Genomic DNA, 21,520 nt, shown 5'->3' on the forward strand with positions numbered 1-21,520 from the left:
GCGATGCTCGCTCCAGGGTCTCATCTGTGACGCTAATCCCCAAGGAGTCGCCCAGTCGGAACGAAGATCAACTTAAATACATGACATAACGTTGTAATAAATGCCATCCACAACTTTCAATGATGATTCTAAATATATCAATTTAAGGATAAGACGCCCATAAAACCTCAGACGTAGATTTAGTAAGCAATAAAAAATACCTTTAGACAAAGATCATCTAAAGGTAAAAAGCATTGAAAGGTTTAAGCGGTCACTAGCACTGTGCCGTTAATCTTTGTATTCATTTCTTTAATTTTCGATGTTGCTCGTAAAAAATGCTGTCAATTCGTAGCATCCTCTTTTATTTTGCAGAAAGCACTTGCTCCCAATCTATTGTGCCATTTTTAATTTGGTCCCGCTTTTCTTTATTCATAATATCATTTGGACGTCCACCTTTTGGCCAATCTTTATCATGATTTGCCCATTCAGGTCGATCCTGCGATAAAATATAGGCTGCTAAATCAGCGGCATCTTGATCTGTCAAAGTTCCAGCTGCACCGATTGGCATATTAGTTTTAATGTAGCCAGCCATTTTTGACATACGTGCCATACCCGCTCCATCATTAAATGATTTTTCACCCCATAATGCCGGACCTGTATTAGCGCCAGTACCAGAACCATCAACCGCGTGGCAAGTGATACAAGACTGGGCATATAACTCTTCACCGTTCGTTACGTCTGGTATAGGCACGTTTTTCATGGTACTTGTACCTGCCCATTCACGCTCTGCCCCAATAGGTACGCCCTCTGAAATATAGGTGAAGTACGAGACCATAGCTTCTAACTCTTCGCTGTTCATGTCAAACTTTTTACCGTTCATACTACGAACCATACAACCATTAATACGCTCTTCAATCGTTACAACATCACCTGAACGTGCAATATATTGCGGATAATTCGCCGTAACACCAACTAATGACGCAGCTTGCTCATCGATGCCAGCCCCCGCATGACAGCTTGTGCAAGATAATTGATTCCCAACATACTCTTCTGCAGCAACATGTGTATTATTAACTAGTTCATAGCCGTATAATATCGTTTCTTTCATAGGTCCATCCGGTACTTCTTCCATACTCGGCGGTGCATAGACAACTGACTGAGCAGCTCCTGTTGTTGGTATTTTTGTCTGTTCTGCGGCTTCTTTGCTTTCTCCGTTAGCATCTCCTAAAATTTTGTCACTAATGACTGCCCCCACAAAAAGTGTACCTGCTAATAATACTGTCCCCGCTACTCCCGCTACTATAGTTTTCATCTACAATACCCCCCTTTGTATATTCACCTATATTTTAGCAAAACAGCATATTTTTCGATGTGATTTTCCTCACACTTCACGCAAATAGAACCCTTTTGAGGATAAAATTTCAAATTTTATTGTTCTATAACACAAAAATCCAGACTTAATACCTCTTGTAGTATGTTTAGTTACCTGATATTCTCTTTCACCCTAGCGTAATTATCGCTGTCTTACGGTAACGCTTCGCTTTCGCACATAAAACCTTTATTGCTGTCTCATCGGTATAATAAATTCTCAACACTCTAAAATGCCGAGTACAGCATTGTACCCGGCATTTTAGAGTTCCCTTATAATTTACATTCACCATCAACACAAGTAGCTTCACCCTTGCCTACCATCTTTAACACCGGCTGAATACCTGCTATCTCTGCCGCTTGATGTAAAGTTCGTACGAAAACCTCATTCGGCTCTGCACCTTTAATACCGTAACGATTTTCAAAAACAAAGAACGGTACACTTTGTACACCTAGCTGCTTTGCATCATATCGATCTTTATCCAAATCTTCACTGAAGTCCTTTGATGCAAGAACACTCTTCGCCGTTTCAACATCTAAGTCTAAATCTTTAATGACTTTTAATAAAAATGTATCCTCGTTTAAGTCTTTTCCTTCTGTAAAATAGCCACTCATAAGTGCCTCTGTATAGGCTTCCTCTTTCTCAAACTGCTTTGTCCATTTTGCCAATCGATGAGCTTTTTCAGTATGGGCTGTTTTCATATCTTCAAAATTGTAATGTAATCCAACCTCTTCGGCCCGCATTGCTATGCCCTTAGTTATTTCCTTTACTTCCTCTATCGTTGAATCATATTTTACAGCCATACTCTCATATAAAGTTGGTGCATTTTCCTTAGGCGTATCTGAACCAATTTGATATGCTTTGTATTCAATTTCCACCTGCCCTGAATAGCCTGCCAAATCAATGGCATGTTCCAATTCTCGTTTGCCAATGTAGCAGAACGGACATGTAAAATCTGAAAAAATCTCAATTCTCATTTACTAAGCCTCCTACAATATATCCACCCAAATTTTAATGGCAGTTGCTAAAATGAGCACCGCTAAACTACCTTGCAAAACTTTCGTATCTAATTTTTTCCCTGTTCTTGCACCTAGTGGAGCTGCTATTAAACTAGCTACAATCATAATGAATGCAGGATAATAATCAACTTGTCCCGTCATCAATTTTCCCATTGTCCCACCTATCGAGGATATAAGGGTAATAGCAAGGCTTGTAGCGATTGTCATACGTGTTGGTATACCTAATACTACTAGCATTATAGGGACTAACAAGAAGCCACCAGCTGCCCCGACAATCCCCGATCCAATACCAACAATAAACGCTAATATGGCCGCTATCGGTTTATTGAACGTCACTTCATCCAACAGCTTGTCGTCCATTTGCTTTTTCGGAATAAACATCATAACTGCAGCAATCAACGCCAGTACACCATATACGACGTTCACTCCAGCTTCAGATAAAAATCGGGAGCCATAACTACTAATGAAGCTCCCTACTAATATGGCACCACCCATATAAATAATCAGTGATTTATTTAAATAGCCACCTTTTCGATATGCCCATACCCCAGCGATAGAGGCAAAAAATACTTCTACCGCACTAATACCTGATACCTCATGTGCTGAAAATGCAGCAAAACCAAATAAAGGCGGGATATATAATAACATTGGATATTTTATAATCGCCCCGCCAATCCCTAACATTCCCGATACAAACGAGCCCACAAAGCCAATCAAAAATATTGTAACGACCCATGCTAAATCCATCTTTTCTCCTTCCTTCAAAGAAGGGTTGTTCTAAACCTCGAAAACCCTCATAACCTTAAGCTTTCTGAATAAAGAATGTCATGACACCAGCATCTTCAGATTTGTCTAAGATTGTATGACCGCCAGCTTTCGCCCAAGCAGGGATATCCGCTAGAGCTCCTTTATCCGTTATTTGAACCTCTAAAATTTCACCCGAAGCTAATGTATCAATAGATTTTTTTATTTTCACTATAGGCATTGGACAAGATAATCCTTTTGCATCTAATTGTAAGTTTGATTTCATGTTTTTTCTCCTTTGGAACGGCAAACTTGTAAGCAATTTTGCCGGTTCTGATTTTTTTCATGACTTTACGAAAACGGGATATTACAAACTATCGAACTGCACAGCGATTCGGACCAATCTCCATCTCTGTTTGCTCATCTTGTGCCGGGGTAATCTTCCCCATATTCACTTGGCGAATTTCTTGATATGCATTCGGCTGCGGAGGCAAATTATCAGTTACAACGCTACGGAATTTAACTTCATCCTGAATATTTAAGCCGTGATTTTCTGCAAATAATTGTCCAAGTCGTTTTGCAACAGTTCCATCTTCATTTAATTCATCAATAATCATAAAATGAGCTGGCAAAACAATTAGTTCGTCTGATAATTTTCTATATCTCTCGTAAAGTGTTGCGCGCAAATCACCTACCCAATCTTCTGCAAGACCCGCTAAATCCGGACGTCCAATTGAATCAATAAACAAAATATCTCCAGTTAATAAATACTTGTTGTCCACAACAAATGACGTTGAACCAATTGTATGTCCAGGTGAATAAATCGCTCCAACATCTATTTTGGAGGCGCCGATTTGTACAGTTGTTCCATCAATTAAAGGTGTATAGTCAAACACAACCTCTTCTGCATCTTTCGGTGGTAAATAGTACGTTGCGCCAGTTACAGCTGCGATATGACGCCCACCAGAAATATGATCAGCGTGCAAATGTGTATCAAATACATATTTAATTTTTACATTTTTAACATCCGCAAAGCTCGTGAATGCATCTGTAAAACGTACAGCATCAATAATAGCTGCCTCTCCTTCTGAGATGACCATATAAGAAAGACAGCCCTTCCCTAAACGTACAAATTGATAAAGCTCACCACCACCTGTTAAATCGCCCACTTTAATCGGTTCTAAATATTCACTCCACGTTTTCATTCCGCCTTCTAAATAAGCCACTGTACGTCCCGCTTCCGATAACATCTCAGCTACCATCATCGACGATCCTTCTTTCGCACAAACGACTAACACCTCTTTGTTAGCTGGAATCTTCGATAAAATATCCTCGACACCATCTAACAGCTCAAAATACGGAATATTAAGGTATTCAAATTTACGCCCATCAATTTTCCAATCTGCGAATGCATCTGTATTTCGAACATCTAAAATAAATAATTCTTCATTATTAATTACTTTTTTCGCTACTTGTGCTGCGCTCCATTTCAGAACTGACACTCCACTTACCCCCCGCAGTATAATTCTATCGATTTTTTTAGCGGAAAGAAGCCACCTCCGCCTGTATAGCTAGTTAAATTAGAATGTTAATGACGGCGCTGCATCTTTTGCAAACTCTAAGAACGTCACAGCTCCCCCAACCTCGATACCATCAATAAAATCATCTGTCGTTAAACTCATTACATCCATCGTCATTTGACATGCGATAAATTTCACACCTAATTCCTGCGCCATTTCCACTAATTGTGGAATCGCCGGCACATTGGCCTTAGCAAAGCCTTCTTCATAACGCTCTGCTCCAGCAGGCATAGGTAATGCTTGCATCCCTTGTTTATGAATTAAATTCAACCCTTCGAATGTGAAGAAGATGGCTACTTCCTTCTCAGAAGCCGCCGCTGCTGTTGCAATGTTGAACACCTTATACGCATCGAAAAGACCACCGTTACTTGCAATGATCGCTACTTTATTTGACATAAATTAATTCCTCCTAAATGTTTTTTCAATAAATACCTAATCGGGTATTATTTTTACTAAAAAAATATAGCAAACGCTACAGTTCCCCTACATTCCCTTACCGTACTTCCCCTTCCCATGCAAGCATACCGTCAACCATATTTGTTACATCAAAACCTTGGCTTTCTAAAAATTGAGTAGCATTGCCACTGCGACCACCCGATCGACAGACTATAACATACGGTTCATTTTTATTTAGCTCATGCATACGAAATTCAAGTAAGCCTAGTGGAATATGAATGATACCCGGAATATGTCCCGACTCCACTTCGTCTATTTCACGTACATCGATTAAATTTAATGCCTGACCTTGCTCTAAAGCCTGTTGTACTTCCTTTGCTGAAATTGCCTTCATACTATTCTCCTCCTAATATGCACTCATGCCACCACGGACATTTGTTACACGCTCAAAACCCTGTTTTTTCATTTGCTTACACGCCTTACTACTGCGCATACCGCTTTGGCAAATGACAACGATTTCTTTATCCTTCGGTAGTTTATCAAAGCTAGAACCAAGCGGAATATTTTTGAATTGCGGGATATTACGTCCCTTATACTCTGCTGGTGTACGCACATCGATAAATACTTTATTTTTGTCATTCAATATATTTTTCAATTGTGTCGCTGAAATTGTCTGCACACCTTTCGCTGGCTTCATTCGCCAGACCAAAAACGCAATAACGATAGCAAGTATCACCCATGTTTCCAAATAGTATCGCCTCCTTTTTATACTATTAAGGGTATACTGAATTTACCTGCTCTTCACGACTAAATCCATCGCTTCCTGGATGACCGAATTCATTTTTTCGGCATCCCCTTCAGCAGTCGATACACATTCCAGTAAATTTTCACTAACGATCACTCCAATAGTCCGATCAACCGCAGAACGCACGGCAGATAGCTGTGTAATCACATCTTTACAGTTTTTTTCTTCTTCCATCATGCGTAAGACACCACGCAATTGACCTTCTATACGCTTCACTCGATTAACCGTTTTAGATCCATAAGCCATACTGTTCACACCCCTTTCAAAACGATCGATTGAACTCGCTTACGAGATTTATAATATACCCCATTAGGTATATTGTCAACATGAATGGCTTTGATTTTTTTGGAGCACTCACTCTGGAGAGCATTGTCCTATCCGTCAATAAAAAAAATCCCTGCTATGAGCCGTTACTCATAACAGGGAAATCCATCATCATTATTATTTTGCTAGTTGCATTGCTGGACCAAAGAATTCATAATGAATTTTTTCGTCTTTCACGCCAATTTCATGTAAATTTTTAATAACTGCTTCCATAAATCCGACAGGTCCACATACGTAAACTTCTGCATTATCGGCTACTTTTTCAGCTAATAATTCTTTTGTAAGTAACTTGTCTTCATCCGAATATAACGCTGTGTAAGTAGCATTTGGAAGTGCATTCACTTTCTCTTGAATAGCATCACTAAATGCAACAACTTTTTCATTGCGCGCACATTGGATAAAGCTCACTTCATTTGCCGCATCATCACCTATTGATTGCAACATACTATTTAACGGTGTTACACCAATACCACCGCTTACAAAAGTAATTGGAGCAGAAGTTTCTTCTAAAACAAATAGTCCAGCAGGAGCACTTACATCTACTAAATCTCCAACTTGTAACACGTCGTGAATAAAGTTTGATACTTTTCCATTCGGCGTATGGTCACTTTCACGTTTCACAGAAATGCGATAGCCATCTTTAGCACTCGCTTGCGAAAGCGTATACTGACGGTTCATTAAATACTCTTCGCCCGGTACTTTCACACGAATACTGATATATTGACCTGGCTCATAAGCTGGTAGAGGGGAACCATCTTCATTTTCAAAGTAAATAGATGTTACAAGATCACTTTCTACTACTTTTTTCGCCACTTTCAATGGTTTAAATAAACGCCATCCACCATTACCCTCAGCTTTTTGATATAGCTCTTCTTCTACTTGAATGAAGATATCTGCAATGACACCATATGCTTCAGCCCAAGCATTAATAATGTCATCCGTCGCCGCATCACCAAGCACTTCTTTAATTGCTTTTAATAAGTTTTCTCCAACAATTGGATAGTGCTCAGGTAAAATACCTAGGCTACGGTGTTTATGAGCGATTAACATAACCGCTGGTAAAATAGCTTCTAAATTTTCAATATGAACTGCAGCAGCATAAACCGTGTTTGCTAACGCTGTTTGCTGACGACCTTTTTCTTGGTTTGTATGGTTAAAAATATTCAATAATTCTGGATGAGCTTGAAACATATTTCTGTAAAACGTCTTCGTAATTTCTACACCATGAACTTCTAATACAGGAACTGTTGCTTTAATAATTTGTACTGTTTCTTGTTTTAACATATCGCTTACCATCCTTTCGTGATTACAATATAACGCTATCAATCCCTTAAAGCAATATATAAAATACATCTTTAACAAAATGGACATAATTAATGTATTTTAAATACATCTTTAAAAAAGTATTGAATTTTTAATACTTCAATGTAAAAATGCTATAATTATTTTGAACTATAGAAAGTAGGGTGTTCTTATGCGCTTAACTTTATACACAGATTATTCTCTTCGAACACTCATATATTTGGGTGCGAAGGAAGAAGGCCAATTATCAACGATCCAAGAAATTTCAGATGCCTATAATATTTCGAAAAACCATTTAATGAAGGTAACCCATCAACTCGGGCTCCTTGGCTACATTGAAACGATTCGCGGACGAGGTGGAGGAATTCGCCTAGCAATTGATCCAACAACGATAACAATTGGCGAAATAGTACGTCATACTGAAGAGGATTTTCATCTTGTCGAATGCTTTGATAAAGAAAATAATCTATGCAAAATCGCTCCAGAATGTCAGCTAAAAGGCGTGTTGTACGAAGCACTACAAGCCTATTTAGCCGTCCTAGATCGCTATACGCTTGATGATTTTTTACATTCGAAAGAAAAGTTGATGGCACTGTTACTCGGCAAATAAAAATACCCGCACAACTCAAAGTTGGACGGGTATTTCATTATTTTAATGCCTTAGAAAAGAAAATCATATCTAGTGCACGTATTCCATTTTCATAGATTGGCTCTGGGTAATTGCTGAAAAAATCTTTTTCAATGGCTTCCATACGAAAACCTGCTTTTTGATAAAATGCAATATTATCAATACTAGAATTTGCCGTTCCAACTATGATCGTTTTATATCCTTGAGATTGACAAATTGTTGTGATTTGTCGCAGTACTTCCTTCCCTAGCCCTTTCCCCTGATACTTCGGTACAATCGCTATATTTTTCAACTCTACTGTCGTATCAGACTGCGCAAGAAGTAACACTACACCTGCTAATTGCTCACCACATTTAATTTCGAATAATTCACCGTCATTTAAATATTCTCGAACAGCAGCTTCACTTTCATCAGCTAATAATAATTGTGGTAAGTAGTCTTCCCTCTCGCCTTCCACTTTCTTTAATGCTGTACGATATCGGACAAAATCATTGCGTTCAAAAACATTTAACACACATGGTTGCTTTTCTTTAATCTCTAACCATGAATGCTCCTGAGGGTAATCATTTTCTACTCCTAATCGAATAAAAGGCAACTTCTCTTGTGCCTTTTGTGAGCGAATATTAACCTTCCTAGCTCCTGCAAAAACATGCTCTAGCCCTAACTCAAAAAATGCTATATCTAAAATGGCAACTTTTGATTCAAGATTATAGCCTTTCCCCCAAAATTCATAGCCTAGCCATGAGCCAATGTGACAACTCTTTTTATTGTGATCAATAAACATTAAAGCCGTCACACCAATAAGTTGTCCTTCCTCATCTAAGACAACACGAGGAACTGTCTTTCCAGCCTCTTCATCCACACATTCCCGTTTAATAAAGTTAATCGTATCTTCAACTTTGCCAACAGGTAACCCTAGTGCATCTCGAACCTGTGGCATGGAAGACAACGCATGCATTGCTTCAGCATATTTTATATCGTGTCTCACTAAAGTTACTGTCATTATTCCATTCTCCTTTTACATATTTTGGACTCTTTACCAAAACGTGTGATTGATTCAACTTCAATTATACGTTAGCTGCCAGGATACACCAAAGCGATCTTGAATCCAGGCAAATTGCTTAGAAAATCCATAATTATCAAGTGGCATTAACGCCTGTCCACCTTCTAAAATTTGAGTAACCAGACTACCGATTTCCTCCGCAGAATCACATTCCACATAAATAGAAGTTGACGGTGTAAATGTAAAGTTATGCTGGATTACACTATCATTCATCATAATTTTTAGACCCTTTAAATGAAGGATAGCCATTGCAACCTGTTGTGAATTTTCCATATAAGTTAAACTTTCGATCTGTAAATCGGAAAACCATTGTTGATATTGCTGGATAGCTTCATTCGCCTGCCCTTGAAACATTAGAAATGTAGTGGCACTTTTCATTTATTTATCTCTCCCTCGTATTTTGTAATCCATTGTGCTGGTGTCATTTTCGAAACAAGCTCTCCAATTAATTCATACGGAATATTTTTAGTGTTTGTAAAACGAATACAGCTTTTCCCCATATTAAGCTTTGTCGATACTCGTTTCGCATATTCCTCTTGGAACCACGAGAGTAACGCTTGATCTGCATAAATGCCCATATGATAAACCGCAATATGACGTTTTTGTGCAGCAAGACTTATAAAGGGTAAAGGAGTATTCGGTGTACAATGGTAGCCCTTCGGATAAGTAGATAACGGGACAACATAGCTTATCATGTCATAATACATATTTTCTTCAAAACCCTCTGGTAAGTTACTTTCAACCACATCCACAAGTTTGGCAAACCCCTCTCGCCACTTTTCATCCACTTGTTCAATATATGTGTTTTTCATATTCTGCCCTCTCTTCAATATAGTATTATTGCTATCTAATGAATCCTACTTATTTCACATAATGGCTAATCATAAGATGACCAATTTACAATGAATATAGCATCATCCATATGACATCTTAAAATGATCAATGAAGCGTCTTTGTCATTTATGCTTTACCCTCTGCCTTTGCCTTTCGATATAATTCCTTTGTTTTGTAGCCTAATCCAATAATTTCACGCATCTCCTCTAAACGTGCAACCTGCGTCTCTTCCTTTTTCGCACTATAAATATAACGAGCCCAATCCTTTTGATAACCCGGTGTTAGTCCATCATAAAATGCTAAATCATCCGGATGTTCCGCAAGAGCATCACGCAATTGAGGAATCATCCCTTCATAATCACTTACACACTGACTACTCGCTGTCTTCTTCTTGCCGCGTCCTTTGCCATCTCTCTTAATACTTAATATTGAAAATGTCTCATCTAAAGACATAAGACTTGCAAATTTATAATCACTGCCGACAATATATTTTTCCTCGTCCACTTGAATAGCTGGAAAAATCTCATCACGATGGATAAACTGTTCATACTTCTTATTACCCTTTTTCGGATAAACAAAAAATAAATAGCCCTGTTCTTCGAGAGTGTTTAACTTTTGTGCATTTTGTAAATACGTTACCATTTCATCAATATTAAACACAAAGGCAATAATACGATCATAAGGTGCATCTCCTGATTGGGAAATCCCTTCTAGAATCAAATCCTCTGGTTGATGATGAATGGCAATGGATAATCCATCCTTAAGTTTAAATTTCTTTTGCATAGCTTTAACACCTCTTCTAATTATTCCTCTTGGTTTTGATAGTATAGCTGATTTAGTGAAATTTTCGTACAAAAAAACGCTCGAACATTTTCTCGGGCGTTTGAGGTTTACTTTATTTTTCTAGTGGCCACTATTCCTTTAATAATCGGAATGGCTGTTCCAATTAGCACTATTGGTAGGAACCACCACCCAAGAGACTCTGCCTCTCCAAGGGCAATACGTACCATTTGGTATGATATAACTGTAAATAATATTAGACAGAAGTTTTTTACCTCATTTAATGTTTTTCGGCTGTTTAAATAAAATGCCTCTACATTACTTTCGTTCAAACGTGCTGGGTAATTATGCATATGCGGAGCTTTTTCAAGTAATCCTAGCAAACACCATAGAAATATTCCGATAAACGGAAGAATGAATAATTCCATTTTTGAACCCCAACGATCCACTTCCCCTGCACCATTAAAATGGCCAGGAATCTCCTCAGGTAGTTTGCCCCACATTACAAAAATATAAAGAATGGATAGCACGAATAACCCGCCACCAATACAGTCCCATATCTTTTCATATTTCGTTTTTGGCAATTTCAAAATAGGTCTATACATCTTCTCACACCTTCACTTATTCCTTTATTTATTCTACGTTACTCCAACTCATTAAGTTTCAAATTTGAGAAAATTGTCATAATTGTTAATGTTATATCGGTAACTATCCGCTTCCGCGAACAGTGAAATAGCAATTTATTCTACTTTTTTTATCACTCTATCTATAATTCACTTCTTTCTTAACACTATTAACAAATGTAAAAATACTCATAATACTTTGTAAAATTCGTATTATCTGATATAAATGGTATATACATATTTCATTTTTTTGTAACATTTCTACTAAATTACCGAGAAAGGAAACTAAATTCTATGCGATTTACGATCTACAAGAAATTAATACTCGCTTTTTTTATTGTTATTTTAGTGTTAGTTGGCACAATCGGGTTAAATATTAAACAGCTTAATTCCGTAAACGAGACGTATCGTGTGTTACTCGAAGAACAAACAACTAAATCTCTTAGTATTCAAAAGCTACAAGTGATTGCTAAACAAGAAATTGTAAGTATGAGAGGTTATCTATTACTTGGGGATAAAAAGAATTTTCAAAGTAATACCGATTCGCGTGAAGAATTTAAAAAGAAATACGATGAATTAATGGCATCATTCGATTCTAAAAAATCTATTGAACTATTAGAGGCTATCCAAAAAAGTGAGCAAGATGTCCAACAGTTCGCAGATCGCATGTTTTCATTAAAGTCCGCTGGAGAAACAGAGCAATATGAAAAGCTTGATAGCACACAAGGCCACCTTATTATTAAACAGTTTGATGACCGCGTAGAAAACCTTGCCAACTACCAAGAGGAGTATATCGCAGGAGAAATCGCCGCTACATCCAAAGAGATAGAAGCTATTAAATTCCAAATGATTATTCTTGGAGTGTTGGCTGTTGTCATTAGTCTGATAATTGCTTTTGTCATAGGAAGACTTATTTCCCGTCCTATTAAAGGTATGGCAAAGGCTGCGAAAAAGATTGCTGAGGGCGATTTAACAGCAGAACAAATTCACATAAAAAATCGTGATGAAGTCGGGGATTTAGCACTAGCCTTTAATCAAATGGCGCTAAATTTAAAGGATCTTATTACAAATGTACGTCATAACACTGTGCAGGTAAGTAGCTCTGCTGCTGAGTTAACGGCAAGTGCTGAGCAAACAATTCAAGCAACAGAACAAATTACTTCCTCCATACAAGAAGTAGCAAGTGGCTCCGAAGCTCAAGGTAAAAATGCTACTGAAAGCTCAGAGGCTATGAAAAACATGACAAAAGGCATTCAACAATTAGCTACAACCACGGCTGCCGTTTCCGAGCTTGCTATAGAAACCAATACAGAAGCTAACAAAGGGAATGAATCATTACAACGTGTTATTGCTCAAATGGACACAATTAATTCAGCCGTTTTAGAATCTGCTAGCGTTGTGAAAAATTTAGGAAATCATTCCGTTGAAATCGGAAATATTATTGGCCTCATTACGGCTATCGCAGAGCAAACCAATTTACTAGCACTGAATGCCGCAATTGAAGCAGCTCGTGCAGGGGATCAGGGCCGTGGCTTTGCTGTAGTTGCCGAAGAAGTAAAGAAGTTAGCTGATCAATCCAAGCAATCTGCTGAACAAATTGCAAGTCTGATTTCAGAAATACAACGAGAGACAAATCGTGCAGTTACAGTAATGGATACTGGTACACAAGAGGTTCAAATAGGTATGCAAGTTGTAAGAATAGCTGAGGAAGGATTCTCAAAAATCGTCGAACTGATTGAACATGTATCCAATCAAATTCAAGAAGCAACGACAGTTTCTGAGGAAATGTCATCAAGTGCTGAACAGATTTACGCTTCCTTCGATGAAATTGCAACAATTGCAAAAATGTCTTCTTCCAACTTACAAAATGTAGCTTCAGCATCTGAGGAACAGCTAGCAACTATTGAAGAAGTTGCCGCTTCTGCTGCCACATTATCAAACATGGCTGAAGAATTACAAACTCAGGTTTCGCGTTTTAAAGTGGAGTAAAAATGTATAATTGAAAGTTAATGTTGGGCACTAAGTCCCATAATCCCCCGAATGGTATTTGTTAATTAAATACCATTCGGGAGGAGATAACTTTTTCAATTCTTTAAAGTCTAATTGAAGCCCTGCTTAAATCCATTGTCGTCACCTCTTATTTGTACTTTTCATAAAGCGCATTATACATCTCAATTACCGCTCGGGTAGCACTAAAATCTAATCAGATAGAGCCTCTTATTTATACTTTTCATTTAAGACATTTAGCATCTCGATCACTGCTGTTTCCTCACTTGGTACTTGTATAGATGCAAGCTCACGTACTTTATGCTCACCTACACAAACGCTTTCTTTTGCCTTTACAAACATTGACGCATCATTCGCGTCATTACCAAATGCTATAAAATCACCTTCAGCGATACCTAGCTTCGTTAAACCATTCCATTTATCTATGCCATTTGGGCTCATATCCACAATGTTTTCGGATGTATGTTCATACAACGAGATTGGTAGTTTTTTTAGTGCTACTAATATTTCATTAAGTTGCTCTCCCGGAAATAATACAATTTTTACGATATCCTTAAGGTCCTGTAATGCTACTTTTTTCGCAAGCTTTAATGGATCTAAATTTTGATAGATTGGATGTGCTTCGCTACCTGTATACGCATAATCCCAATCACCGTCTACTAAATACGGTAGCTGAAAATTAGCAATAATGTTTTGAATCTCTTCTACTATTTCTGCTGCAAATGCTGTTACCTCAATAGTTTCCCCGTTCTGTGCGACAAATGCACCATTTCCCCCTACCATTGAAAATTTGCGCATTGTTTCAGGTAATACAGGCAATAAATCACGAATCGGACGGGCTGATGCAAAAATGATTTCATGCCCATTCTCTATACAAGCTTCTAAAGCATTAGTAATTCCCTCACTTAATGGTTGACCCTTAAAGCAAATCGTACCGTCTAAATCAAATACAAATTTCATTGTCATGCCCTCTTTCTAAACTATTAATTACCCATTTATTATCTCATAAATATTTACATTCATTGCGAAAATAATGATTATTATCATAATTTGGTGCTGATTTCCGTTTCTGCTGATGCTTCGCTTTCGCACAGAGCAAAGCTTCCTGGGGATGTCCGATGAGCCGCAAGGAGTCGCCTAGCGTCTACTTCAATCAACTTTGATGAACCAAAATTAAAGGGGCTTTTCATGGGTTGATTTCATAATAAATTGTTGCTCCCTATAAGACAGAAAAAAAATAATTTTTAGAATATTATTGACAATCAGACAATATCGAAGTATTATTGCTTTCAACAACACATTGTAGGCCAAGATTGGAAATAGTAGAAATGCATGTGTACTTGTAGAGAGTCGGTGGTTGGTGCAAACCGATAGGCACACATTTTGAACTCGTCCATGAGCTACTCCCTGAACTTTGAGTAAGGGATGTCGGTTTCCTCCGTTAACAGGATAGACAGTGATAGCTGTCAATAAGGGGACTTTTTCTGAAAAGAGAAGGTCAATTAGAGTGGTACCGCGAGCATAAACTCGTCTCTATATTTTTATAGAGACGAGTTTTTTATTTTTGCAAAAATTTATTGGCCTAGGTGTAGATTTCGTCTCTACTATGCAAGGCAGAGACTATCAATATAATGACAACTACTACAAAAGGAGTGTTTGAAAATGGGAAGAAAAATTTGGGTGTTTGATACAACTTTACGTGATGGCGAGCAAGTTCCAGGTGCAAAACTGAATTTATACGAAAAAGTAGAGATTGCACAGCAACTCAAAAAATTAGGCGTCGATATTATCGAAGCTGGTTTCCCTGCTTCATCACAAGGTGATTTTGATGCAGTTAAAGCTGTCGCACAGAAAGTTGGTAATACAAGTGACATTATGATCACTGCTTTAGCACGTGCTGTACAGGCAGATATTGACGCTGTTTATAACGCTGTAAAATACGCTGAAAATCCTATGATTCATATGGTGCTTGGTACTTCTGATATTCATGTTGAGAAAAAATTTAGCAAATCAAAAGATCAAATTCTACAAATTGGTGTTGATGCAGTAAAATATGCGAAAACGCTTCTACCACAAGTCCAATATTCAACAGAAGATGCATCTCGTTCTGATTTCGAGTATCTTTGGAAAACGATTGAAGCCGTCATGAAGGCTGGTGCAACAATGATTAATGTACCTGACACAGTCGGCTTTGCAGAGCCAGAAGAATTTGGGGCAATGATTTATAAACTAAATGAGCGCATGAAAAACTTAAACGATAGCGTTTTACTAAGTGTTCATTGTCACAATGATCTTGGTATGGCAACTGCTAACACGCTTGCTGCAATTAAAAACGGGGCTGATAAAGTAGAATGTACCATTAACGGAATTGGGGAACGCGCAGGTAATGCTGCATTAGAAGAAGTCGTCATGGCGCTGAAAACACGTAGCTCTGTATATAATGCTGAGACACGCATCAACACAAAAGAAATTATGAATACGTCTCGTCTTGTTTCAAGCTTTATGGGCTTAGACGTACAAGTAAACAAAGCGATTACTGGGGATAATGCTTTTGCCCATTCATCTGGTATCCATCAAGATGGCCTTCTTAAATCTCGTGATGCTTATGAAATTGTGCATCCAGAAGATGTAGGTCTTGATGATATGGAGCTAGTTCTTACAGCTCGCTCTGGGCGTCATGCGGTGAAAAATGCCCTTGAAAAACTTGGTTTCTCAAACCTTTCTACAGATGAATTTGAAGGAATCTTCGAAGGCTTCTTAAAACTGGCTGATGCAAAGAAAGAAGTTTACGATCACGATTTATACGTTATTGTGGAAAGCTACTATGAAAAACATGACGCAAACAATGCGAATGCCACTCATTATAGTGATCAGTTCTTTGACTTCGATGATTTACAAGTCGTCAGCAACACAAGTTTCCCTTCAGCGAGTGTAAAAGTTCGTAAAGGTGGCGAGGTATTTAAAGCAAGTGCAGTTGGCTCAGGTCCAATTGATGCCCTTTATTCAGCTATCGCAGAAATTACAAACATTGATGTAAAACTTGTGGAATATAATATTAATAGCGTTTCGCGCGGTAAAGAAGCGCTTGGTAAAGTAAAAATTACAATCGAACATGAAGGCGAAAAATATATAGCAAAAGCTGCAGATACAGATATTTTAAAGGCAAGTGCGCTAGCTTATATTAATGCTATCAATAGTATTGTGGTCGCTAAATTAACGCCTGTTATGAATTAAATGGTCAAAAGCAGTATGACAAAATTGAGTCATACTGCTTTTTTTCCTACCGACTGCCTTCCACTAACTTTTGATATTCCTCTTCAATCAATTCAACATCAAGACGTTCAAACAGTGGTGCCACTTCGTTAATGCTCTCTGGTAAGTCCACTTGCTCACGCCACACCACTTCATCTATTCCTAGCATTTTTCTCACCTTCTCAGCTGAAAACGGTAAAAATGGATGGAGCAATTGGCCAAAATTAGCAATAATATATACACAAGTAGCTAGCGTTTGATTTCCAGCTTCCACATTGTCTTTCACCTGTAGCCATGGCTGTTGCTCGTCAAAATAGCGATTAGCCGCACGAATATATTCAAATATAGCCTCTAAAGCTTGTTTGAAATGACCCGCTTCAATATGAATCCCAACCTCATTAAAGAGCTGAATCGTATGTTTTTGAATAGTGCCATCTACCTTAGCATGAGGCACTTGACTATCAAAGGATTTCTCTAAAAACTTCAATGTACGATTGACGAAATTTCCATAAGCGCCAAGTAACTCACCGTTATGACTATAAATAAATTCTCGCCAAGAAAAATCAGTATCACGGTTTTCTGGTGCATTCATTGTTAAAAAATAACGAATAGAATCTGCATCATAGCGGCTCAAAATATATGGCACCCAAACCGCCCAGTTTTGGCTCGTTGATAATTTTCGTTTTTCTAATGTCAAATATTCGTTTGATACAATATGTGTAGGTAATGCCTTTGCTCCTATCCCCATAAGAATGGCTGGCCATATAACGGTATGGAACGGAATATTATCCTTACCATGCACATAATACGAAATCGTTTCTTCATTCCATAAATCTTCAATAGCTATTTGATGCTGCTTCGCCCATTCGATACTTGCTGTGAAGTAACCTGCTACCGCTTCAATCCACACATATATCTTTTTGCCCTCAAAACCTGGTACGGGCACATCTATACCATTCGGTAAATCCCTCGTTACAGCACGGTCTGGAACCCCTTCTGCCAAGTAACGTTCAGTTAAACCTATAGCATTGTCTCGCCAGCGTTTTTTTGTCTTTGCCTCTGCTAAATAAGTCTCCAGCCTCCCTTGAAACTGACTAAACGCAAAATAAAAATGCTCTGTCTCCTTGATAATTGGCTCAGTCCCACAAATTTTGCAGCGCTTATCAATAAGATCGAGTGGGTCTAAAATCGTTGAGCAATTATCGCATTGGTCACCTCGTGCCTTCGCACCACAGTTCGGACAAATCCCCTCTACAAACCGATCTGGCAAAAACTGCTTATCTGTTTCACAGTATGCTTGTTCGATTTTCTTTTTATATAAAAAATTGTTCGCTAGTAGTTGTAAAAAAATAGTTTGAACAGAATCATGATGGTGCTTAGCGTCTGTTCTCGTATACAAATCATACGTAAATCCTAAATCATTGAAACATCTTGTAAACTCCTCATGATAATGATTAGCAATAGCCTCCGTTGTCGTGTTTTCCTGCGCAGCTCGAATCGAAATCGGTGTGCCATTACAGTCACTACCTGAAACATATAAAACCTTTTCACCCTTTTGTCGGTAATATCTAGCCAAAATATCACCTGGTAATAATGCGGCAACATGCCCTAAATGCAATGAACCATTTGCATATGGCCACGCCCCTCCAATAACAATCGTCATCCTAAGTTGCTCCCCTCGAAAAAAGTGTAGATCCATTACGCCTCGGCATAATTGCGTCTGGATTTTGATTGCGCTAGCACAATCAAAATCCGTGACATCCACCCGAGGCTTTATCTTCATTCGGGCAAGTCCTGAATGAAGATAAAAAAAACGCCCTAATCAAAATTGATTAGGACGAGTTTACCCGTGTTACCACCTATATTTACAAATAGCTCACACTATTTGCCTCCATCAGTGCGTCTCATTTCATTTTATCAATTATGCCTCGGCATAATTGCGTCCGGAATCGGCTTTGTGCTCGCACAAAGAACTCCTTTCCGATTCTGTGACATCCGCCGGAGGCTTATTTCTTTGGGCGGGTGTTTAAACACCTGCTCAAAGAAATGAGAGATACTGCCGCTGTTGTAACGAGTGCCCATCTCGTCGTAATCTACTCGCAAACTTGCTTTCGGTACGAAGCTCAAAGGTCATTTTCAAAAGGGGACATTTACCTCATTTCCACCAACAGAGGCTCTCTATATAATGCTTATCCAATTTACTTTTCCTTATCAATGCTTTTACTATAGATTGGCATCATTTTACTCTTTTTCCATATGAATTGCAATGCATGTCGATAAATGACTGAAAGTTCTCGATAAAATGAAAAAGTTGGTGGATAAAATAAAAAATGTAGTCGATAAAATTTTTATCCTAGCTTCAAATAGAGTAATTCATTTAAATTATCAATAACAATATCTGCATTTTGTAGTTCAGTTTCCTGCGCAAAGTCGAAACGAACTCCAACCGAGAGCAGTTGATTGTCACGAGCTGCTTGAATATCAGAAGAACGATCTCCCACAACTGCTCCGCCTAGAATATCATTTTCCTCGATGACCTTTTTCACTAAGTCAGATTTATGACCACTCGAAACAGCCTGAATACTATATGTACCTTTGATAAAACGTTGTAATTGATAGGTTTCTACTATTGCTTGTAAATACTCAACTTGTCCATTACTCGCTATGAATAAATGATAGTTTTCTACCAAAGTAGCAAGTGTTTGCTCTGCATTTGGATACAATGCACCCTTGCGATTACGAATTTGTTCAATAAGCTTAACATGGAATAATGCATTGCTCTCTTCACGTATCTCTACCGTATGCATTGGACATAACGTTTCCCAAACAACAGGTAATGGAACACCCATAATTTCTCGGTATGTCTCTATTGGTGTATCTCCCTGCCACAAGCCCTTTGCACGCAACACATCAAACGTTGCCGATAATGCAGGCTCTAAAATTAGATTTGTTTGAAATAAAGTACCATCCATATCAAAAATAATTGCTTTTTTCATAAAATCACCCCTTCTAATGTTATGAACGTTTTCAACTCTTTATTGTTGCTCTTTAATGTCATTTAAAATAATATGAACCCCCTCTAGTTCCTAAAACTAAAGGAGGTTCATATTTTTTAATGCTCTAAGGGTACTACCATTTCTAATTCCTTTATTTCCTCCCAATAACCTTGCTCATTCCTCTTACCTGGTTTAAGCGTCAGAGACTTCGGTATTTTTTTCATAGGAGGAAGTGCTAGTATAATATGGTGTCCATAATCCTTGGTCGCTCCCATTTGTATATTAGCCCCATTGTATAACTCCCCTTCACTATCAGTCACCTCATACTCAAAAAATGTCCATTTATCATTTTTGTCTAACTCTCTTGGATAATCTACTAGGACATCTATTCGTGTCGATAGTGGTGTGAATGATACCTGTGCAACGTTTAACTTATATAACCCATCATTAGTACTAGATTTTACATTTGGATGGAAGGTAATAACTTCTTCCTTTAATTTTTCAAGAGTAAAATCCACATGCCAATTACCTTTGTAGCCAAATAAATCTCTTCCATCTAACGCAACTTCAATTTTATCCCCGTATATATCTGCATTTGATAAAGTGAATTCATGATGTTCAATAATTGTGTTTTTATCAATATCATCCTGACCTACAGAACCTATCGCAACATCTATTGGCTCCCCATTGATTGTTAGCTCACTCATACCTGCAACCTCTTCTTCTAAAGAAACACCATTCTGCCCTGTATAAGCAACCGTAACTAATAATCTATTACCATCATATACCGCTTCTTCAACAGCCATTGTAAGACCTGCATGCGTATCCTTATTTCCTATTTTTGTCATCAAATGGTTTTGTTCAATTTTTTTTGCTGCAATATCCCCAAATTCAGCATAAATGGCTCCAATATAAGGTACATTGGCTAGTGCAGTCGCTATTGCAGGGGAGAAAAATCCCGAACCTAGTAGTGCTATGCATAATCCACAGGCAACAAGAAGAGTTTTTATAATTCTAATGTTCAGCTTCTTCCTTTTTGCTGCACTTATTGCCGCCTGCTCTCTCATCAGCAATTGTTGAAGTGGAATATCGATACGATCAATAGGTTCATTATTATTTTCCTTACTCATACAAGTAGCCCTCCCTTAAGATTGGTTTTAACTCTTTCTTAGCTCTATTAATATAGGATTTCACCGTTCCCTCAGGACATCCCAGCATTTTTGCAATTTCTTTGACAGAGAAATCATGATAAAAGCGTAACCACATAATCGTTTTATACTTGGCATCTAATGTTTCAATAGCCTCTTTTAAATCCAATGAACAATTAACATTGTCCATATTTTGATTTCCAGCTAACTCTGCGAAAAACTCCTCATCTCCTGAAGTAAATTTTCTTGAATCTTTTCTAATAAAATCAATTGATTTATAAACAGCAATCTTAATAATCCACCCTGGAAAACTGCTTGGATTCTTTAATGTTTTCAATGTTGTATAGGCTTTATAAATAGATTCTTGATAAATATCAAGCGCATCTTGCTCATTTCGAACGTACGAGTAGGCAGTACGATATAATTTTTCACGCATTAAAGCAATCAACTGCTCAAATGCTTCATCATCCCCCCTTTTTGCGCTCTTAACCAATTTTTGTATATCCACCGAATCTCCTCCTTCTAGCTTCACTTTAAAGTCGTTTGAGAAAAGGAAAACGTTGCAAAAAAAAATAGATGTCCCCTCTTACAAATAGAGGCATCCATTTTTTAATATCTCAACTTTCGCAGTAAAAAAATCCTGATCAACACTTCGCATTATTAGCTTTTTT

23 protein-coding genes and 2 other annotated features are annotated in these 21,520 nt (G+C 37.9%); of the genes, 3 read left to right on the forward strand and 20 right to left on the reverse strand.

The window, feature by feature from the left end:
• Nucleotides 1–340: 340 nt before the first annotated feature.
• The 10 genes from QRN68_RS21645 to hmpA all read right to left on the reverse strand — a co-directional run bounded on the left by QRN68_RS21645 (nt 341) and on the right by hmpA (nt 7,500).
• Nucleotides 341–1,291, reverse strand: a complete 951-nt coding sequence (locus QRN68_RS21645) for a c-type cytochrome (protein ID WP_285399114.1) — start codon at nt 1,289–1,291, stop codon at nt 341–343.
• A gap of 329 nt (nt 1,292–1,620) precedes the next feature.
• Complete coding sequence (locus QRN68_RS21650; RefSeq protein ID WP_285399116.1) at nt 1,621–2,325, reverse strand: DsbA family oxidoreductase; 705 nt, start codon at nt 2,323–2,325, stop codon at nt 1,621–1,623.
• Nucleotides 2,326–2,337: 12 nt separating this feature from the next.
• Complete coding sequence (locus tag QRN68_RS21655; protein ID WP_285399118.1) at nt 2,338–3,114, reverse strand: sulfite exporter TauE/SafE family protein; 777 nt, start codon at nt 3,112–3,114, stop codon at nt 2,338–2,340.
• A gap of 55 nt (nt 3,115–3,169) precedes the next feature.
• A complete protein-coding gene (locus tag QRN68_RS21660; protein WP_285399120.1) occupies nt 3,170–3,397 on the reverse strand; it encodes a sulfurtransferase TusA family protein in 228 nt (75 codons plus the stop codon).
• An 88-nt stretch (nt 3,398–3,485) separates the two neighbouring features.
• Complete coding sequence (locus QRN68_RS21665; protein ID WP_285399121.1) at nt 3,486–4,613, reverse strand: MBL fold metallo-hydrolase; 1,128 nt, start codon at nt 4,611–4,613, stop codon at nt 3,486–3,488.
• Between the two features lie 78 nt (nt 4,614–4,691).
• Nucleotides 4,692–5,087 (reverse strand): DsrE/DsrF/DrsH-like family protein, encoded by a 396-nt coding sequence (locus QRN68_RS21670; RefSeq protein ID WP_285399123.1) that lies wholly within the window; start codon nt 5,085–5,087, stop codon nt 4,692–4,694.
• 97 nt (nt 5,088–5,184) lie between these two features.
• Nucleotides 5,185–5,481, reverse strand: coding sequence for a rhodanese-like domain-containing protein (locus QRN68_RS21675; RefSeq protein WP_285399125.1), 297 nt, complete (start codon nt 5,479–5,481; stop codon nt 5,185–5,187).
• 12 nt (nt 5,482–5,493) lie between these two features.
• A complete protein-coding gene (locus QRN68_RS21680) occupies nt 5,494–5,784 on the reverse strand; it encodes a rhodanese-like domain-containing protein (RefSeq protein WP_481817480.1) in 291 nt (96 codons plus the stop codon).
• A 93-nt stretch (nt 5,785–5,877) separates the two neighbouring features.
• A complete protein-coding gene (locus QRN68_RS21685; RefSeq protein ID WP_285399128.1) occupies nt 5,878–6,138 on the reverse strand; it encodes a metal-sensitive transcriptional regulator in 261 nt (86 codons plus the stop codon).
• 195 nt (nt 6,139–6,333) lie between these two features.
• The gene (gene hmpA / locus QRN68_RS21690) at nt 6,334–7,500 is read right to left on the reverse strand and encodes an NO-inducible flavohemoprotein (protein WP_285399129.1); all 1,167 of its coding nucleotides are present in this window, start codon (nt 7,498–7,500) and stop codon (nt 6,334–6,336) included.
• A gap of 190 nt (nt 7,501–7,690) precedes the next feature.
• Here hmpA and QRN68_RS21695 point away from each other — a divergent pair, with 190 nt between their 5' ends.
• A complete protein-coding gene (locus QRN68_RS21695; protein WP_285399131.1) occupies nt 7,691–8,128 on the forward strand; it encodes an Rrf2 family transcriptional regulator in 438 nt (145 codons plus the stop codon).
• A 37-nt stretch (nt 8,129–8,165) separates the two neighbouring features.
• Here the strand turns inward: QRN68_RS21695 and QRN68_RS21700 are convergent, their stop codons facing one another.
• The 5 genes from QRN68_RS21700 to QRN68_RS21720 form a co-directional block, all read right to left on the reverse strand.
• A complete protein-coding gene (locus QRN68_RS21700) occupies nt 8,166–9,149 on the reverse strand; it encodes a GNAT family N-acetyltransferase (RefSeq protein WP_285399132.1) in 984 nt (327 codons plus the stop codon).
• 60 nt (nt 9,150–9,209) lie between these two features.
• A complete protein-coding gene (locus tag QRN68_RS21705; RefSeq protein ID WP_285399133.1) occupies nt 9,210–9,587 on the reverse strand; it encodes a VOC family protein in 378 nt (125 codons plus the stop codon).
• Entirely contained in the window at nt 9,584–10,021 is a 438-nt protein-coding gene (locus QRN68_RS21710; RefSeq protein WP_285399134.1) for a DUF1801 domain-containing protein, read from the reverse strand. Before QRN68_RS21710 ends, QRN68_RS21705 begins: the two co-directional genes overlap by 4 nt.
• A 148-nt stretch (nt 10,022–10,169) precedes the next feature.
• On the reverse strand, nt 10,170–10,826 hold the full coding sequence (locus QRN68_RS21715) for a YdeI/OmpD-associated family protein (RefSeq protein ID WP_285399137.1): 657 nt from the start codon (nt 10,824–10,826) through the stop codon (nt 10,170–10,172).
• Between the two features lie 107 nt (nt 10,827–10,933).
• The gene (locus QRN68_RS21720) at nt 10,934–11,428 is read right to left on the reverse strand and encodes a DUF1648 domain-containing protein (protein WP_285399139.1); all 495 of its coding nucleotides are present in this window, start codon (nt 11,426–11,428) and stop codon (nt 10,934–10,936) included.
• A gap of 312 nt (nt 11,429–11,740) precedes the next feature.
• Here QRN68_RS21720 and QRN68_RS21725 point away from each other — a divergent pair, with 312 nt between their 5' ends.
• Complete coding sequence (locus tag QRN68_RS21725; RefSeq protein WP_285399141.1) at nt 11,741–13,435, forward strand: methyl-accepting chemotaxis protein; 1,695 nt, start codon at nt 11,741–11,743, stop codon at nt 13,433–13,435.
• 228 nt (nt 13,436–13,663) lie between these two features.
• Here QRN68_RS21725 and QRN68_RS21730 read toward each other — a convergent pair whose 3' ends face one another.
• On the reverse strand, nt 13,664–14,413 hold the full coding sequence (locus QRN68_RS21730) for an HAD-IIB family hydrolase (RefSeq protein WP_285399142.1): 750 nt from the start codon (nt 14,411–14,413) through the stop codon (nt 13,664–13,666).
• Between the two features lie 340 nt (nt 14,414–14,753).
• Nucleotides 14,754–14,991, forward strand: a binding site (T-box leader).
• Nucleotides 14,992–15,115: 124 nt separating this feature from the next.
• On the opposite strand from QRN68_RS21730, the gene QRN68_RS21735 reads away from it, so the two are divergent.
• A complete protein-coding gene (locus QRN68_RS21735; RefSeq protein ID WP_285399143.1) occupies nt 15,116–16,687 on the forward strand; it encodes a 2-isopropylmalate synthase in 1,572 nt (523 codons plus the stop codon).
• Between the two features lie 46 nt (nt 16,688–16,733).
• Here the strand turns inward: QRN68_RS21735 and metG are convergent, their stop codons facing one another.
• The 4 genes from metG to QRN68_RS21755 form a co-directional block, all read right to left on the reverse strand.
• Nucleotides 16,734–18,368, reverse strand: coding sequence for a methionine--tRNA ligase (metG, locus tag QRN68_RS21740; protein ID WP_285399144.1), 1,635 nt, complete (start codon nt 18,366–18,368; stop codon nt 16,734–16,736).
• 167 nt (nt 18,369–18,535) lie between these two features.
• Nucleotides 18,536–18,929, reverse strand: a binding site (T-box leader).
• A gap of 124 nt (nt 18,930–19,053) precedes the next feature.
• Nucleotides 19,054–19,701 carry an HAD hydrolase-like protein gene (locus QRN68_RS21745; RefSeq protein ID WP_285399145.1) on the reverse strand — a complete coding sequence of 216 codons (648 nt, stop codon included), beginning with the start codon at nt 19,699–19,701 and terminating at the stop codon, nt 19,054–19,056.
• A gap of 116 nt (nt 19,702–19,817) precedes the next feature.
• The gene (locus QRN68_RS21750; RefSeq protein WP_285399147.1) at nt 19,818–20,831 is read right to left on the reverse strand and encodes a DUF4179 domain-containing protein; all 1,014 of its coding nucleotides are present in this window, start codon (nt 20,829–20,831) and stop codon (nt 19,818–19,820) included.
• The gene (locus QRN68_RS21755) at nt 20,824–21,357 is read right to left on the reverse strand and encodes a sigma-70 family RNA polymerase sigma factor (protein ID WP_285399148.1); all 534 of its coding nucleotides are present in this window, start codon (nt 21,355–21,357) and stop codon (nt 20,824–20,826) included. Before QRN68_RS21755 ends, QRN68_RS21750 begins: the two co-directional genes overlap by 8 nt.
• Between the last annotated feature and the right edge of the window lie 163 nt (nt 21,358–21,520).

The organism is Lysinibacillus sp. fls2-241-R2A-57 (assembly GCF_030209535.1).
In the GTDB taxonomy this organism is placed as follows: Bacteria; Bacillota; Bacilli; order Bacillales_A; family Planococcaceae; genus Lysinibacillus.

Coding starts and splice junctions, on each gene's coding strand:
- QRN68_RS21645 (WP_285399114.1), bottom strand. CDS start 1,291: ATGAAAACTATAGTAGCGGGAGTAGCGGGGACAGTATTATTAGCAGGT.
- QRN68_RS21650 (WP_285399116.1), bottom strand. CDS start 2,325: ATGAGAATTGAGATTTTTTCAGATTTTACATGTCCGTTCTGCTACATT.
- QRN68_RS21655 (WP_285399118.1), bottom strand. CDS start 3,114: ATGGATTTAGCATGGGTCGTTACAATATTTTTGATTGGCTTTGTGGGC.
- QRN68_RS21660 (WP_285399120.1), bottom strand. CDS start 3,397: ATGAAATCAAACTTACAATTAGATGCAAAAGGATTATCTTGTCCAATG.
- QRN68_RS21670 (WP_285399123.1), bottom strand. CDS start 5,087: ATGTCAAATAAAGTAGCGATCATTGCAAGTAACGGTGGTCTTTTCGAT.
- QRN68_RS21675 (WP_285399125.1), bottom strand. CDS start 5,481: ATGAAGGCAATTTCAGCAAAGGAAGTACAACAGGCTTTAGAGCAAGGT.
- QRN68_RS21680 (WP_481817480.1), bottom strand. CDS start 5,784: ATGAAGCCAGCGAAAGGTGTGCAGACAATTTCAGCGACACAATTGAAA.
- QRN68_RS21685 (WP_285399128.1), bottom strand. CDS start 6,138: ATGGCTTATGGATCTAAAACGGTTAATCGAGTGAAGCGTATAGAAGGT.
- hmpA (WP_285399129.1), bottom strand. CDS start 7,500: ATGTTAAAACAAGAAACAGTACAAATTATTAAAGCAACAGTTCCTGTA.
- QRN68_RS21695 (WP_285399131.1), top strand. CDS start 7,691: ATGCGCTTAACTTTATACACAGATTATTCTCTTCGAACACTCATATAT.
- QRN68_RS21700 (WP_285399132.1), bottom strand. CDS start 9,149: ATGACAGTAACTTTAGTGAGACACGATATAAAATATGCTGAAGCAATG.
- QRN68_RS21705 (WP_285399133.1), bottom strand. CDS start 9,587: ATGAAAAGTGCCACTACATTTCTAATGTTTCAAGGGCAGGCGAATGAA.
- QRN68_RS21710 (WP_285399134.1), bottom strand. CDS start 10,021: ATGAAAAACACATATATTGAACAAGTGGATGAAAAGTGGCGAGAGGGG.
- QRN68_RS21715 (WP_285399137.1), bottom strand. CDS start 10,826: ATGCAAAAGAAATTTAAACTTAAGGATGGATTATCCATTGCCATTCAT.
- QRN68_RS21720 (WP_285399139.1), bottom strand. CDS start 11,428: ATGTATAGACCTATTTTGAAATTGCCAAAAACGAAATATGAAAAGATA.
- QRN68_RS21725 (WP_285399141.1), top strand. CDS start 11,741: ATGCGATTTACGATCTACAAGAAATTAATACTCGCTTTTTTTATTGTT.
- QRN68_RS21730 (WP_285399142.1), bottom strand. CDS start 14,413: ATGAAATTTGTATTTGATTTAGACGGTACGATTTGCTTTAAGGGTCAA.
- QRN68_RS21735 (WP_285399143.1), top strand. CDS start 15,116: ATGGGAAGAAAAATTTGGGTGTTTGATACAACTTTACGTGATGGCGAG.
- metG (WP_285399144.1), bottom strand. CDS start 18,368: ATGACGATTGTTATTGGAGGGGCGTGGCCATATGCAAATGGTTCATTG.
- QRN68_RS21745 (WP_285399145.1), bottom strand. CDS start 19,701: ATGAAAAAAGCAATTATTTTTGATATGGATGGTACTTTATTTCAAACA.
- QRN68_RS21750 (WP_285399147.1), bottom strand. CDS start 20,831: ATGAGTAAGGAAAATAATAATGAACCTATTGATCGTATCGATATTCCA.